We start from the raw sequence: 13,982 nt of genomic DNA on the forward strand, positions 1-13,982 counted from the left end.
AGGCCGGGATCGCACCTATTGACGGAGCCTCTAACAACTGTCACATTCGGTGAGGTCAGGTTACGGGCGGTTCGATGGCAGGTCCGCGGGCCGAGGCCATGCCGAACCACAAGGCCGATGCACGGGGTCGATGCGCGAGGCCGAAGCACGAGGGGGAGGGCGAGTGACGTTGCCGCAGGGCGCTCGTGAGCGCCGGGTGCGAACCGGCGGGATCGATCTGTGCGTGGCCGAACTGGGCGACCCGAGCCGGCCGACGGTCGTCCTGGTGCACGGTTACCCGGACAGCAAGGAGGTGTGGTCCGAGGTCGCCACGCGGCTGGCGGACCGCTTCGGGCTGCATGTGGTGCTGTACGACGTCCGTGGCCACGGCCGGTCCGGCACGCCGAAGCCGCTGCGGGGCGGGTTCACCCTGGAGAAGCTCACGGACGACTTCCTGGCGGTGGCGGACGCCGTCAGCCCGGACCGGCCGGTCCACCTGGTGGGGCACGACTGGGGCAGCGTGCAGGCGTGGGAGTTCGTGACCGTGCGCCGCACCGAGGGCAGGATCGCGTCCTTCACGTCCATGTCCGGCCCGTCCCTCGACCACTTCGGCCACTGGATCGACAAGCGGGTCAAGCGGCCGACTCCGCGCCGGGTCGGCCAGCTCCTCGGCCAGGGCGCGAAGTCCTGGTACGTGTACCTGCTGCACACCCCCGCGCTGCCCGAACTCGCCTGGCGGGGCCCCCTCGGCAAAGCCTGGCCGGGCATCCTGCGGCGGATCGAGAAGGTCCCCACGGGCGCGTACCCGACGCCGTCGCTGCCGTCGGACGCCGCCCACGGCGCGTGGCTGTACCGGGACAACGTGCGCGTCCGGCTGCGGCGTCCGCGGTCCGACGCGTACGCGCACGCGCCCGTTCAGCTGATCACACCCCTGGAGGACAGGTTCCTCTCGGAGCGGCTGTACGACGAGTTGGAGGAGTGGGCGCCGAGGCTGACCCGGCGCACCGTCGCGGCCGGGCACTGGGTTCCGCGCACCCGCCCCGACCAGGTCGCCTCCTGGATCGACGACTTCGTCGCCACAGTGGAACGGGAACGGGAAGGGGACGGCGACGGGGAAGGGGACGGGGAAGGGGCGAGTGAGGCGGTCGGGCAGGGCCGGGCGGAGGCCGGGCGGGAGCGGAAGAACGCCGGTCGGGCGCGGGTGAAGGGCGGCGGGCCCGTGCGCACAGCCGACGCCGTCCGCTACGCCGAGCGCTTCGGCGGCCGGCTGGTGCTGGTCACGGGCGCGGGCAGCGGCATCGGGCGGGCCACGGCGGTCGCGTTCGCCGAGGCGGGCGCGCGGGTGATCGCCGTCGACCGGGACGGGGAGGCCGCCGCCCGGACGGCCGAGACGTCTCGCCTGATCGGCGCTGCCGGGGCCTGGGCGGAGACGGTCGACGTCTCCGACGAGCAGGCGATGGAGAAGCTCGCGGCGAGGGTCCACGCCGAACACGGCATCCTGGACGTGCTGGTGAACAACGCGGGCATCGGCATGTCGGGGTCCTTCTTCGACACCACGTCCGACGACTGGCGCAAGGTCCTCGACGTCAATCTGTGGGGCGTCATCCACGGTTGCCGTCTGTTCGGCCGGCGGATGGCCGAGCGGGGACAGGGCGGCCACATCGTCAACACGGCGTCGGCGGCCGCCTATCAGCCTTCCAAGGCGCTGCCCGCCTACAGCACGTCCAAGGCGGCCGTCCTGATGCTGAGCGAGTGCCTGCGCGCCGAACTGGCAGGCCGCGGCATCGGCGTCTCGGCGGTCTGCCCCGGCCTGGTGAAGACGAACATCACCGGCACGGCCAGGTTCGTGGGGGTGGACGCCGAGGAGGAGCGACGCCGTCAGCAGCGCTCCACACGCGCGTACAGCCTGCGCAACTACCCGCCGGAGAAGGTCGCGGACGCGATCCTGCGGGCGGTGCTGCTGGACGAGGCGGTGGTCCGGGTCACTCCGGAGGCGAAGGTGTCCTACGCCCTGTCCCGGTTCCTGCCGCGGGCGTTGAGGGCGCTGGCCCGAGTGGGGCCGCTGCTGTGAGCGGCCGGACGCTCCCGGGAGCAGGTGCGGGTGGGGCGCCGAAGGCCTGGGCAGGGGCGAGTTGACCTCCTCGCCGCCGCCCCGGCCGCCGTACCGCATCGAGACCCTCGCGCAATCTCTCGGGCGCGACCGTCCGCACCATCCGCGCCTACCAGGACCGCGGCCTCCTGCCCCGGCCGGAGCGCAAGGGGCGTGCCAACCACTACTCGGACGCCCATCCCGCCCGGCTCCACCAGATCGCGGGGTTCCTCGACCGCGGCTACACACTGGCCTCCATCAGGGAACTCCTCGACGCCCATGACACCGGCCGCGGTCTGGACCGCGCCCTCGGCCTGGTCGCGGAGGTGGACGGCCCGTGGACGGACGAGGAGCCCGCGCGGGTGTCCCTCGCCGAGCTGACGGCCCGCTTCGGCGGCGTCCCGGACGACCGGGCGATCACCGACGCGGTGGCCCTCGGCGTGCTCGAGCCGTCCCCGGCGACGACGACGGCTTCCTCGTACCCAACCCCCAAGAACTGGCGGTCGCAGTGGAGTTGCAGGCGGCCGTGGCTCCTCTCGCCGCAATGACCGCGCGGCTGCGGGAGTTGAGGGGCGAGGTCGAGCACATCGCCTCCTGTCTCCTGGAGTTCACCGCCGAGCACGTCTTCGCCCGATACCTCGACGGCGAGCACCGCCCCACCGAGGCCGAGACGACCGAGACGGCCGAGGCGGCCTCGCTCGTGCGACGGCTACGCCCGCTCGCCCGGCAGACCGTGGACGCCGAACTGGCGCGCGCCATGCGTCTGTTCGCCACCCGGCACCTGCGCCGGCGCCGCGGCCCCGGCGATCCCGAGAGCGGCCCGTCCGGAACGCGTTCCGTGGTGGTTCCCGAGGACACAATGCGGTTCGTGGAACGGCTGGTCGGCGCGGAGCACGCTGCCGAGCACCTCACGCTGGCCGCCGAACGCGAGCTGTGGGCAAGGCGGTTGGACCGCATGGCCTCAAGCCGGGGTGGAGTGGTAGCGGTTGACGAACGAGCCTGACAGACACCGTGGTTGTCCACAGAATCGCCAATTGAGCTGTGGATAACCGGAGTTGCTTGTGGACCAAACATCGGCCGCAAAACAAATCGCGTGATCCGCGTCTCTCCCGCCATGCTGAGCGGATGAACGAGAAGGACCATGCCGAGAGACGCACCGTGAAGGTGTCGAAGTACCTCTCCAAGCACCTGCGCCACCAGCCCGAACGCATCGGCCTCACGCTCGACGAGGCCGGCTGGGTCGAGATCGACGACCTGATCGCGGCGTGCGCCGCTCACGGTTTCCGCTTCACCCGCGACGAGCTGGACCACGTCGTCGCCGCCAACGACAAGAAGCGCTTCGCGATCGAGGGCACGCGGATCCGCGCCAGCCAGGGCCACAGCGTCGAGGTCGACCTCGGGCTGCCCCCGGCGACCCCGCCGCCGTACCTCTACCACGGGACCGTCGGCCGCTCGCTGGACGCGATCCGAGCGGAGGGGCTGCGCCCCATGAACCGCCACGACGTGCACCTTTCCGCCGACCGGGAGACCGCGACCCGCGTCGGCGCACGCCGGGGCCGCCCTGTGGTGCTTTCCGTGGACGCGGGAGCCATGCACCGCGACGGCCATGTCTTCCACGTGAGCGCCAACGGGGTGTGGCTGACGAAGTCCGTGCCGCCGCAGTACCTGCGGTTCCCCGAACGGCACTGAGGCGGGGCTCGCATCCACGGGGCGGCCCCTCGTTGGAGATGATCACGGACATGACTCACCTTCCCTCGACCGAGGCGGCTGTCACCGCCCTTCGCGCCATCGCCGCCGAGTACGCGCGCGAGATCGAGGTGACCCACGACATCGGAGCCGACCAGACCTCCCGGCGCACCTCCGCGGGCGTGGGCGTCACCGCCGACCCGGACGGGTCACTGCCGCACGAGGCTCATGTCGAGTTGGGTGGGCGACCGAACGTGAGGGTGCGGCTCTACCCCGACGAGGACGCCCTGATCACCGTCGACGGCGTCGAGTGCCCGGACATCGACCGCGACGACGTACCGGCCTTTCTGCGCTCCCTCTACGACGGCCACGCCTGGGTGAAGGCGCGCCGTTTTCCTCCTGGCCACTTCCTGATGGTGCCGCTGCCCCGCGACCGCGTGCACAAGGAGTACATCCTGGTCGGGCTCAGCCCGTGGCTCGCCCGACGCACCCGGTGACCGTTTCACGTGAAACCGGGCATCCGCATACGCTCGACAGCATGAGTCTGCGCCTGAGCACCGTGATCCTCCCCCATCGTCGCTGGCACGAGGGCGGCCGTTCCGCCTGGACGCGGGCCGAGCAGCTCGGCTTCCACGCCGCGTACACCTACGACCACCTGTCCTGGCGAAGCTTCCGGGACGGTCCCTGGTTCGGCGCCGTCCCCACGCTGACCGCCGCCGCCGGCGCCACCGAGCGACTGCGCCTGGGGACGCTGGTGACCTCGCCGAACTTCCGGCACCCGGTGACCCTCGCCAAGGAACTGATCTCCCTGGACGACATCTCCGGCGGGCGGGTGACCCTGGGCATCGGCGCCGGTGGCACCGGCTTCGACGCGACCGCCCTCGGCCAGGAACCGTGGACCCCGCGGGAGCGGGCCGACCGGCTCGGCGAGTTCGTGCCCCTGCTCGACCGGCTGCTCACCGAGGACTCGGTGTCCTACGAGGGCGACCACTACTCGGCGCACGAGGCACGCAACATCCCCGGCTGTGTTCAGCGGCCCCGGCTCCCCTTTGCGATCGCCGCGACCGGCCCGCGTGGGCTGCGGCTCGCCGCCCGGTACGGCCAGGCGTGGGTGACCACCGGTGACCCCAAGCTGTACGAGAACGGCACGCCCGAGCAGTCGGTGCGGGCCCTGCGTGATCAGACCGAGAAGCTCGCCGACGCCTGCGCCGCCCGCGGGCGGGAGGTGACCGAGCTGGACAGGATCCTGCTCACCGGGTTCACCCCGGACCGTGCCCGGCCGCTGGCTTCGCTGGACGCCTTCGTCGAGTTCGCGGGCCGGCACCAGGAGCTCGGCTTCACGGAGATCGTGGTCCACTGGCCGATCCCGGACTCCGACTTCGCCACCGACGAGAAGGTCTTCGAGCGGATCGCCATGGAGGCCCCGGCGCAGCTGCGCTGACCCGCCGGCGTCCGGCCCGGGCGGCGGTCTTGCTCCCGCCCGGGCCTGCCGCGGCCGCGCCGCCGCCCCGGTCTGCCGTGAGCGGGCTCTCGCACGGCCGTGCGGGCCGATGCGCGAGAATGACCCGGTGACCTCAGCGACTCGACAGCCCGTGACCCCGGCCGCAGCCCTCCCGCCGCGGCTGATCGCCACCGATCTCGACGGCACCCTGCTGCGCGACGACAAGTCGGTGTCCGACCGCACGGTCGCCGCGCTCGCCGCCGCCGAGGAGGCGGGCATCGAGGTCTTCTTCGTCACCGGCCGCCCGGCGCGCTGGATGGACGTCGTCAGCGACCACGTCCACGGGCACGGCCTGGCGATCTGCGGCAACGGCGCCGCCGTGGTCGACCTGCACGGCGGTCCGGGCGCACACCGGTTCGTGAAGGTGCGCGAGCTGGCGCGCGACAACGCGCTCGACGCCGTCCGGCTGCTGCGGGAGGCCGCGCCGGGGACCATGTACGCCATCGAGCAGACCTACGGCTTCTACCAGGAGCCGGAGTACCCGAAGATGCACATGGAGGTCCCCGACCACCTCGCGCCGGCCGAGCTCCTGCTGGCGCCGGACGCCCCCGGGGCCGACGAGCCGGTGCTGAAGATCCTCGCGTTCCATCCCACGATCGACCCGGACGCCTTCCTCACGCTGGCCCGGCTCGCCATCGGCGACCGCGCCAACGTCACCCGCTCCAGCCCCAGCGCCCTGCTGGAGATCAGCGGCCCCGACGTGTCCAAGGCCAGCACGCTCGCCCTGTGCTGTGCGGAGCGCGGCATCTCCCACGAGGAGGTCGTGGCGTTCGGGGACATGCCGAACGACGTCGAGATGCTCACCTGGGCCGGACGGTCGTACGCGATGGGCAACGCCCACCCGGACGTCCTCGCGGCGGCATCCGGCCGGACCGCCGCCAACAACGAGGACGGGGTCGCCCTCGTCATCGAGCGGCTGCTCACCGAGCGGGCGTAGCGCTCACGGGCCGACGTGCGCGCCGTGAGCCCTCGTGAGCGGGTACCGGGCCGCTGATCAGCTCCGCGGCCTCCTCCCGTTCGGCCATCCGCCGCAACGGGCCGTCCACGGCGGTCAGTTCCGCGTACGACCCTCGCTGCACCACGCGGCCCTCGTCGAGCACGATCACCTCGTCGACGGCGTCGAGTCCCGCCAGGCGGTGGGTGATCAGCAGCGTGGTGCGGCCCTCGGTCGCGGCCAGCAGGTCCCGGGTCAGCGCGTCGGCGGTCGGCAGGTCAAGGTGCTCGGCGGGCTCGTCGAGCACCAGGACGGGGAAGTCGGCGAGCAGTGCCCGTGCCAGGGCGAGCCGCTGTCGCTGGCCGCCGGAGAGCTTCGCCCCGTGCTCGCCGACGAGGGTGTCGAGGCCGTCGGGCAGGCCGTCGGCCCACTCCAGCAGCCGGGCCCGCGCCAGCGCGTCCCGCAGGTCGTCCTCACTCGCCCCCTTCCGTGCGAGCAGCAGGTTCTCGCGCACCGAGCTGTCGAAGAGGTGCGCGTCCTGTGCGCAGAGCCCGACCAGCGCGCGCACGTCGTCGCCGTCCAGGGACCGGGCGTCGATCCCGGCCAGCGTGTACGAGCCCGCGTCGGCGTCCAGGAACCGCAGCAGCACCTGGGCGAGCGTGGTCTTGCCGGACCCGGAGGGTCCCACGACCGCGATCCGGCGGCCCCGGGTCAGGGTCAGGGCCACGCCGGTGAGCGCGTCCCGGTCCTGACCGGCGTAGCGGGCCGACAGCTCCTCGACGACGAGCGGGAAGGGCGACGCGGGCGCCTGGCGGGGCCGCTCCGGCTCCCGTACGGGCTCGGGGGAGTCCAGCACCTCGAAGACCCGCTCCGCGCTCCTGCGCACCCGCTGGCGGTACTGCACGGCGAGCGGCAGGCCCATGACGGCCTCGAAGGCGGCCAGCGGGGTCAGGACGACCACGGCCATGATCACGCCGTCCAGCCGCCCCTCGGCCACCGCCCGGGCGCCCACGAGGGCCGCCGCCGTGACCGTCAGGCCGGAGACGAGGGCGGTCAGTCCGTCACCGAGCGCTGTGGCGGTCGCCGCACGCGAGGCGATGCGGGTGAGCACGCCGTCGGCCGCGCGCACCCCGGCCGCACGGGCGGGCAGAGCGCCCGCCACGGTGAGTTCGGCGGTGCCGGTGAGCAGGTCCGCCGTGCGGGTGGCGAGCACGCCCCGGGCGGGGGCGAGCCGGTGCTCCGCCCGCCGTGCGACCGCGCCGGTGACCAGCGGGATCCCCGCTCCCGCCACGAGCAGGCCGAGGGCGAGCACGGCTCCGGCCTCGGGCAGCAGCCACGCCGTGAAGGCGACCGACCCGGCCGAGACGAGGACGGCCGACCCGGCGGGCAGCAGCCAGCGCAGCCAGTAGTCCTGAAGGGCGTCCACGTCGGCGACCAGCCGGGTCAGCAGATCGCCCCGGCGGGTCGCACGCAGCCCGGCCGGCGCCAGCCGCTCCAGCCGCCGGTAGACGGCGACCCTGGTGTCGGCCAGCATCCGCAGCACGGCGTCGTGGGAGACGAGGCGCTCCGCGTACCGGAAGACCGCGCGTCCGATGCCGAAGGCACGGGTCGCGGTCACGGCCACCATCAGATACAGGACAGGCGGCTGCTGCGCGGCGCGCGAGATCAGCCACCCGGAGGTGGCCATGAGGCCCACGGCGCTGCCTAGGGCCAGACTGCCCAGCAGCAGGGCGAGGCCCAGCCGCCCCCGCCGGGCCCCCGCCATGGCGCGGACCCGGGCGAGGACACCGCGCTCCGGCGTCGTGTCGCGGGTCTCGGCGTCCCGTCCGGCGGGCGCCGCCGCCATCGGCTCCGCCGGACGGGCGGGTGCGTCCCTGAGGGTGGCCGGCAGCGGCTCGCTGGACTCGGTCCCGGCCAGCCGCACGACGCGGTCGGCCACCGCCAGGAGCGCCGGCCGGTGCACGACGAGCACCACGGTGCGCCCGGCCGCGAGCCGCCGTACGGCCGCCACGACGTCCGCCTCGGTCTTCCCGTCGAGTGCGGCGGTCGGCTCGTCCAGCAGCAGGACGGGACGGTCGGCGAGGAACGCCCGGGCGAGCGCGAGGCGCTGGCGCTGCCCGGCGGACAGTCCCGTCCCGTCCTCGCCGAGCACGGTGTCGGCCCCGTCGGGCAGGGCGTCGACGAACTCCAGCGCGCCCGCGTCCGCCAGCGCCCGGCGCAGTGCAGGGGCGTCGGCGTCGGGGCGCGCCAGGCGTACGTTCTCGGCGACCGTCCCCGCGAACAGATGCGGCCGCTGTGGCACCCACGCGATCCGCGACCGCCACTGCTCCAGATCGGCCGCCGGGAGGTCGACTCCCCCGGCCAGCACCCGGCCCTCGGCCGGCTCCACGAAGCCCAGCAGGGCGTGCAGCAACGTCGACTTGCCCGCGCCGCTGGGGCCGACCAGGGCGACCGTCTCACCGGGTTCGACGGTGAAGCTCACGTCCGTGACGGCGTCGCCGGAGCGGCCCGGGTAGCGGACGGTCACCCCCTCGAAGGCCACTCCGCCCTCGGTCACCGCGATCGTCCCCGGCGTCGGCAGCGGCGTCTCCAGCACCTGGAAGATCTCCTCCGCGGCCGCCAGGCCCTCGGCCGCCGCGTGGTACTGCGCGCCGACCTGCCGCAGCGGGAGGTACGCCTCGGGGGCGAGCACGAGGATCACCAGCCCGACGTACAGATCCATCTCCCCGTGGACGAGCCGCATGCCGATCGTGACGGCGACCAATGCCACCGAGAGCGTCGACAGCAGTTCCAGCGCGAACGACGAAATGAACGCGATGCGCAGCGTTCGCATGGTCGCGCGGCGGTATTCGCCGGTGATGCGGCGGATGGACTCGGCCTGTGCTGTGGCCCGTCCGAACACCTTCAGCGTGGGCAGCCCGGCGACGACGTCCAGGAAGTGGCCGGACAGGCGGGACAGCAGCCGCCACTGGCGGTCCATCCGGGACTGGGTGGCCCAGCCGATCAGCATCATGAAGACGGGGATCAGCGGCAGGGTACCGACGATGATCGCGGCGGACACCCAGTCCTCGGTCACGATCCTCGCGAGCACCGCCACCGGCACGACCACGGCCAGACCGAGCTGGGGCAGGTAGCGCGAGAAATAGTCGTCGAGGGCGTCCACGCCCCGAGTGGCGAGGGCCACCAGCGAACCGGTGCGCTGTCCGCCGAGCCAGCCGGGTCCCAGGGCCGCGGCCCGCTCCAGCAGCCGCCCCCGCAGCTCGGACTTCACGGCCGCGCTCGCGCGATGTGCGGCGAGTTCGGTGCACCAGGCGACCAGCGCCCTACCGCCCGCGACGGCCCCCAACAGCAGCAGGGGAGTGCGCAGTTCGGAGACCGACATTCCGTGCTGGAACGCGCCGACCACCGCCTCGGCGATGAGCATGGCCTGGGCGATGACCAGCGCGGCCCCGACAGCGCCCAGGCCGACGACCGCCGCCAGGAAGACGCGGGTGGCACCGGCGTACCGCAGCAGACGCGGGTCGATCGGTTTCACGTGAAACACCCTTTCGAAGAGCATGTTCCACGTGAAACACGCTCTCTCCTCATGAGGGGTGTTTCACGTGAAACGCCCCTCAGTGGGGTCAGTGAACGGACTCGGCGATGTGCTGCGTACCGATCCGCTTGCGGAACACCCAGTAGGTCCACCCCTGGTAGAGCATCACCAGCGGTGTGGCGATCCCCGCGCACCAGGTCATGATCTTCAGGGTGTACGGACTGGACGAGGCGTTGGTCACCGTCAGGCTCCAGTCCGCGTTCAGCGTGGACGGCATGACGTTCGGGAAGAGCGTGAGGAAGAGCATCGCCACGGTGGCCACGATGGTGACCCCGGAGTAGGCGAACGACCAGCCTTCACGCCCTGCCTGGTTCGCCACCAGCGCGGCGACCAGTGCGGCCACCGCCACCGCGGCCGCGACCAGGCTCTTGGCGTCGCCGCTGTCGATCTGCGTCCACAGCAGGAAGACCAGCGCGAGCACAGCGGTCACGACGCCTACCTTCAGCGCCAGCTTCCGGGCCCGTTCGCGTATGTCGCCGACGGTCTTGAGCGCCGTGAACACCGCGCCGTGGAAGGTGAACAGGGTCAGCGTCACCAGGCCGCCGAGCAGCGCGTACGGGTTGAGGAGATCCCAGACATCGCCCACGTAGTCGAAGTTCCGGTCGAGCTTCACGCCCCTCACGATGTTGCCGAAGGCGACACCCCACAGGAACGCGGGCAGCAGCGAGGTCCAGAAGATCGTGGTCTCCCAGTTGCGCTGCCAGTTCTCCTCGGGCCGCTTGGCCCGGTACTCGAAGGCGACGCCGCGCAGGATCAGACAGACCAGGATGAGCAGCAGGGGCAGGTAGAAGCCGGAGAAGAGCGTGGCGTACCACTCGGGGAAGGCGGCGAAGGTCGCGCCGCCCGCGGTGAGCAGCCATACCTCGTTGCCGTCCCAGACCGGTCCGATGGTGTTGATCAGCACCCGCCGCTCGGGCCGGTCACGGGCGAGCAGCCGGGTGAGGATGCCGACCCCGAAGTCGAAGCCCTCCAGGAAGAAGTAGCCGGTCCACAGGACGGCGATGAGGACGAACCAGACGTCGTGAAGTTCCATGACTGTGCAGCTCCCTCGGCCTAGTAGGAGAAGGCCATCGGCTTGTCGGCGTCACGGGAGTCGCCGCCGATCTTCGTGGGCGGGGTGAGGTCGGCCTCGGTGAGTTCGGGCGGGCCGGCCTTCACGTACTTGACCAGCAGCTTGACCTCCACGACGGCGAGGGCCGCGTACAGGGCCGTGAACACGATCATCGAGGTGAGCACCTCGCCCTGGGAGACACCGGGGGAGACCGCGTCACGGGTCTGCAGGACGCCGTAGACGACCCAGGGCTGGCGGCCCATCTCCGTGAAGATCCAGCCCCAGGAGTTGGCGATCAGCGGGAAGCCCAGGGTCCAGATCGCCGCGAGCCAGTAGAGCCTGGTGAGCTGCGGGCCCAGTGCCTTGTTCCGGAAGAGCACCACGTGCGGCACCTCGTCCTCGCCGACCCGCAGGTGCTGCGGGAGCAGGAACTTCTTCCGGGTGAGCCACAGTCCGGCCAGGCCGATGGCGAAGGACGTCATGCCGAAGCCGATCATCCAGCGGAAGCCCCAGTAGGCCACCGGGATGTTGGGCCGGTAGTCGCCGGGACCGAACTTCTCCTGTTCGGCCTTGTTCACGTCGTTGATGCCGGGGACGTACGAGCTGAAGTCGTCGTTGGCGAGGAAGGAGAGCAGGCCCGGGATCTCGATGGCGACCTTGTTGTGCCCCTCCTCGACGTCGCCGTAGGCGAAGACCGAGAAGGGCGCGGGCGCCTCGCCGTCCCACAGCGCCTCGGCCGCGGCCATCTTCATCGGCTGCTGCTTGAACATGACCTTGCCGAGCACGTCTCCGCTGACGGCGGTGAGGAGGCCGGCGACGACCACGGTGACCAGGCCCAGCCGCAGCGAGGTCTTCATCACGGGGATGTGCTTACCGCGGTACAGGTGGAAGGCGGCGATGCCGACCATGAAGGCGCCGCCGGTGAGGAAGGCCGCGGACATGGTGTGGAAGACCTGGCTGAGCGCGGTGTTCTGGGTCAGCACGGCCCAGAAGTCGGTGAGCTCGGCCCGGCCCTTCTCCTTGTTGATCCGGTAGCCGACCGGGTGCTGCATCCACGAGTTGGCCGCGAGGATGAAGTAGGCCGACAGGATCGTGCCGATCGAGACCATCCATATGCAGGCCAGGTGGATCTTCTTCGGCAGCTTGTCCCAGCCGAAGATCCACAGGCCGATGAAGGTGGACTCGAAGAAGAAGGCGATCAGGGCCTCGAAGGCCAGCGGCGCGCCGAACACGTCGCCGACGAAGCGCGAGTAGTCGGACCAGTTCATGCCGAACTGGAACTCCTGCACGATGCCGGTGACGACCCCCATCGCGATGTTGATCAGGAAGAGCTTGCCCCAGAACTTCGTCGCCCTCAGGTACTTCTCGTTCTCCGTCCGCACCCAGGCGGTCTGCAACCCGGCGGTGAGCGCCGCGAGGGAGATCGTCAGGGGAACGAAGAGGAAGTGGTAGACGGTGGTGATGCCGAACTGCCAGCGCGCCAGTGTCTCCGGCGCCAGAGCCAGGTCCACGTCGTCACTCCTAACCTCACGCTCGTGGATCACGCTTGTGAAAGCGTTCACATTCACAAGCTAGTATGCCGCAAGGATTTTCGACATGCCAAAGGGGGTCCCCTTACCCGCGGGAACCCCCTTGGCCACACACCCGCGCACCGCTCCGACCAGCACAAAGCCGAAGGCGCGCGCCTTACAGGTCCTTGCGGAACCCTTCGGCCGCCTTCAGGAAGATGTCGTTCGCCTCGTTCTCGCCGATCGTCACCCGCACGCCCTCGTCCGGGAACGGCCGCACCACGACGCCGGCCTGCTCACACGCCCCCGCGAAGGGAACCGTGTGCTCGCCCAGGCGCAGCCAGACGAAGTTGGCCTGCGTGTCGGGCACCGTCCAGCCCTGCGCGCGCAGGGCCTCGACCACCCGCAGCCGCTCGCACACCAGGGAGCCGACCCGGCCGAGCAGCGCGTCCTCGGCGCGCAGCGACGCGATCGCGGCCTCCTGCGCCAGCTGGCTGACCCCGAACGGCACCGCCGTCTTGCGCAGCGCCTCCGCCACCGGCTCGTGGGCGATGGCGAAGCCGACGCGCAGGCCCGCGAGCCCGTACGCCTTGGAGAAGGTCCGCAGGACGCACACGTTGGGCCGGCCCCGGTACAGCTCGACGCCGTCGGGCACCTCGGGGTCGCGGATGAACTCCCGGTAGGCCTCGTCGAGCACGACCAGCACATCGCCCGGCACGCGGTCGAGGAACCGTTCCAGCTCGGCCCGCCGCACGACGGTGCCGGTGGGGTTGTTGGGGTTGCAGACGAAGATCAACCGGGTGCGGTCGGTGATCGCGTCGGCCATCGCGTCCAGATCGTGCACGTCACCCGGCGTCAGCGGCACCTGCACGGCCGTCGCGCCGCTGATCTGCGTGATGATCGGATACGCCTCGAAGGACCGCCAGGCGTACATCACCTCGTCGCCGGGGCCCGCCGTCGCCTGCACCAGCTGCTGGGCGACCCCGACGGAGCCGGTGCCCGTGGCCAGGTGGGACGCCGGGACCCCGAAACGCTCGGACAGCTCGCTCACCAGACCCGTGCAGGCGAGGTCCGGGTAGCGGTTGAAGGAGGCGGCCGCGGCCGTCACCGACTCCATCACGCCCGGCAGCGGCGGATAGGGGTTCTCGTTGGAGGACAGCTTGTAGGCCACGGGACCACCGACCATGGCCGGCCTGCCCGGCTTGTAGGTGGGGACCCCCTCCAGCTCGGCGCGCAGCTTCGGGCTCGTCTCGCTCACCGCAGTCCTCCTCATGACCACCACCGGCTTCAATACTGCTCACCTTATGAGGATTCGGCCCGCGTGCGTACAGGTCGTCGGCCACAGACCGGCTCCCGGAGCGGAGGGACCTCTACGACTTCTGAGGACGAAGACGCACGAAGGCGTACGCGTCGGGGGGCGCGCTCTACATATATCTACGCGCCGGTGGCTCACTCCGTGGCGCGCATCCCTCGTGCAGGTGAGTTGAGACCTCTTCGAAACATCCGCGCCTTGGCAGGCTCACCCGTGCAGACAGGTCACGTCCTGGCATGGAAGCAGCCAATCGGCTTTGTTTCCAAGGCACTTGGCCCCGATGAGCCTTGCAGAAACGTGCCTGTCAACGCGTGCATATGCGTCCGC

At 71.4% G+C, this 13,982-nt stretch carries 9 protein-coding genes and 1 pseudogene; 6 read left to right on the plus strand and 4 right to left on the minus strand.

What is annotated here, in order from left to right; translation table 11 throughout:
- Positions 1-163: 163 nt before the first annotated feature.
- From OG802_RS17615 to OG802_RS17640, 6 genes and pseudogenes are all read left to right on the plus strand, one after another.
- Complete coding sequence (locus OG802_RS17615; RefSeq protein ID WP_329411629.1) at positions 164-2,050, plus strand: SDR family oxidoreductase; 1,887 nt, start codon at positions 164-166, stop codon at positions 2,048-2,050.
- Between the two features lie 61 nt (positions 2,051-2,111).
- A pseudogene (locus OG802_RS17620) lies at positions 2,112-3,071 on the plus strand (MerR family transcriptional regulator).
- A gap of 122 nt (positions 3,072-3,193) precedes the next feature.
- On the plus strand, positions 3,194-3,757 hold the full coding sequence (locus OG802_RS17625) for an RNA 2'-phosphotransferase (RefSeq protein WP_329411630.1): 564 nt from the start codon (positions 3,194-3,196) through the stop codon (positions 3,755-3,757).
- A 50-nt stretch (positions 3,758-3,807) separates the two neighbouring features.
- Positions 3,808-4,251, plus strand: coding sequence for a hypothetical protein (locus OG802_RS17630; RefSeq protein ID WP_329411632.1), 444 nt, complete (start codon positions 3,808-3,810; stop codon positions 4,249-4,251).
- Between the two features lie 41 nt (positions 4,252-4,292).
- Positions 4,293-5,195 (plus strand): LLM class flavin-dependent oxidoreductase, encoded by a 903-nt coding sequence (locus OG802_RS17635; protein WP_329411633.1) that lies wholly within the window; start codon positions 4,293-4,295, stop codon positions 5,193-5,195.
- Between the two features lie 109 nt (positions 5,196-5,304).
- Positions 5,305-6,192 carry a Cof-type HAD-IIB family hydrolase gene (locus tag OG802_RS17640; protein WP_329411634.1) on the plus strand — a complete coding sequence of 296 codons (888 nt, stop codon included), beginning with the start codon at positions 5,305-5,307 and terminating at the stop codon, positions 6,190-6,192.
- On the opposite strand, the gene cydD is transcribed toward OG802_RS17640, so the two are convergent.
- The 4 genes from cydD to hisC form a co-directional block, all read right to left on the minus strand.
- Positions 6,176-9,724, minus strand: a complete 3,549-nt coding sequence (gene cydD, locus OG802_RS17645; protein WP_329411635.1) for a thiol reductant ABC exporter subunit CydD — start codon at positions 9,722-9,724, stop codon at positions 6,176-6,178. The genes OG802_RS17640 and cydD overlap by 17 nt on opposite strands.
- Positions 9,725-9,812: 88 nt before the next feature.
- On the minus strand, positions 9,813-10,817 hold the full coding sequence (gene cydB / locus OG802_RS17650; protein ID WP_329411637.1) for a cytochrome d ubiquinol oxidase subunit II: 1,005 nt from the start codon (positions 10,815-10,817) through the stop codon (positions 9,813-9,815).
- A 20-nt stretch (positions 10,818-10,837) separates the two neighbouring features.
- Entirely contained in the window at positions 10,838-12,346 is a 1,509-nt protein-coding gene (locus OG802_RS17655) for a cytochrome ubiquinol oxidase subunit I (RefSeq protein WP_329411639.1), read from the minus strand.
- 175 nt (positions 12,347-12,521) lie between these two features.
- A complete protein-coding gene (hisC, locus tag OG802_RS17660) occupies positions 12,522-13,601 on the minus strand; it encodes a histidinol-phosphate transaminase (RefSeq protein ID WP_329411641.1) in 1,080 nt (359 codons plus the stop codon).
- Positions 13,602-13,982: the final 381 nt, after the last annotated feature.

The sequence above is a fragment of the Streptomyces sp. NBC_00704 genome, from assembly GCF_036226605.1.
In the GTDB taxonomy this organism is placed as follows: domain Bacteria; phylum Actinomycetota; class Actinomycetes; order Streptomycetales; family Streptomycetaceae; genus Streptomyces.

Excerpts from the sequence above, each read along its gene's own strand:
- OG802_RS17625 (WP_329411630.1), top strand. The coding sequence starts at position 3,194 with ATGAACGAGAAGGACCATGCCGAGAGACGCACCGTGAAGGTGTCGAAG.
- OG802_RS17630 (WP_329411632.1), top strand. The coding sequence starts at position 3,808 with ATGACTCACCTTCCCTCGACCGAGGCGGCTGTCACCGCCCTTCGCGCC.
- OG802_RS17635 (WP_329411633.1), top strand. The coding sequence starts at position 4,293 with ATGAGTCTGCGCCTGAGCACCGTGATCCTCCCCCATCGTCGCTGGCAC.
- OG802_RS17640 (WP_329411634.1), top strand. The coding sequence starts at position 5,305 with ATGCGCGAGAATGACCCGGTGACCTCAGCGACTCGACAGCCCGTGACC.
- cydB (WP_329411637.1), bottom strand. The coding sequence starts at position 10,817 with ATGGAACTTCACGACGTCTGGTTCGTCCTCATCGCCGTCCTGTGGACC.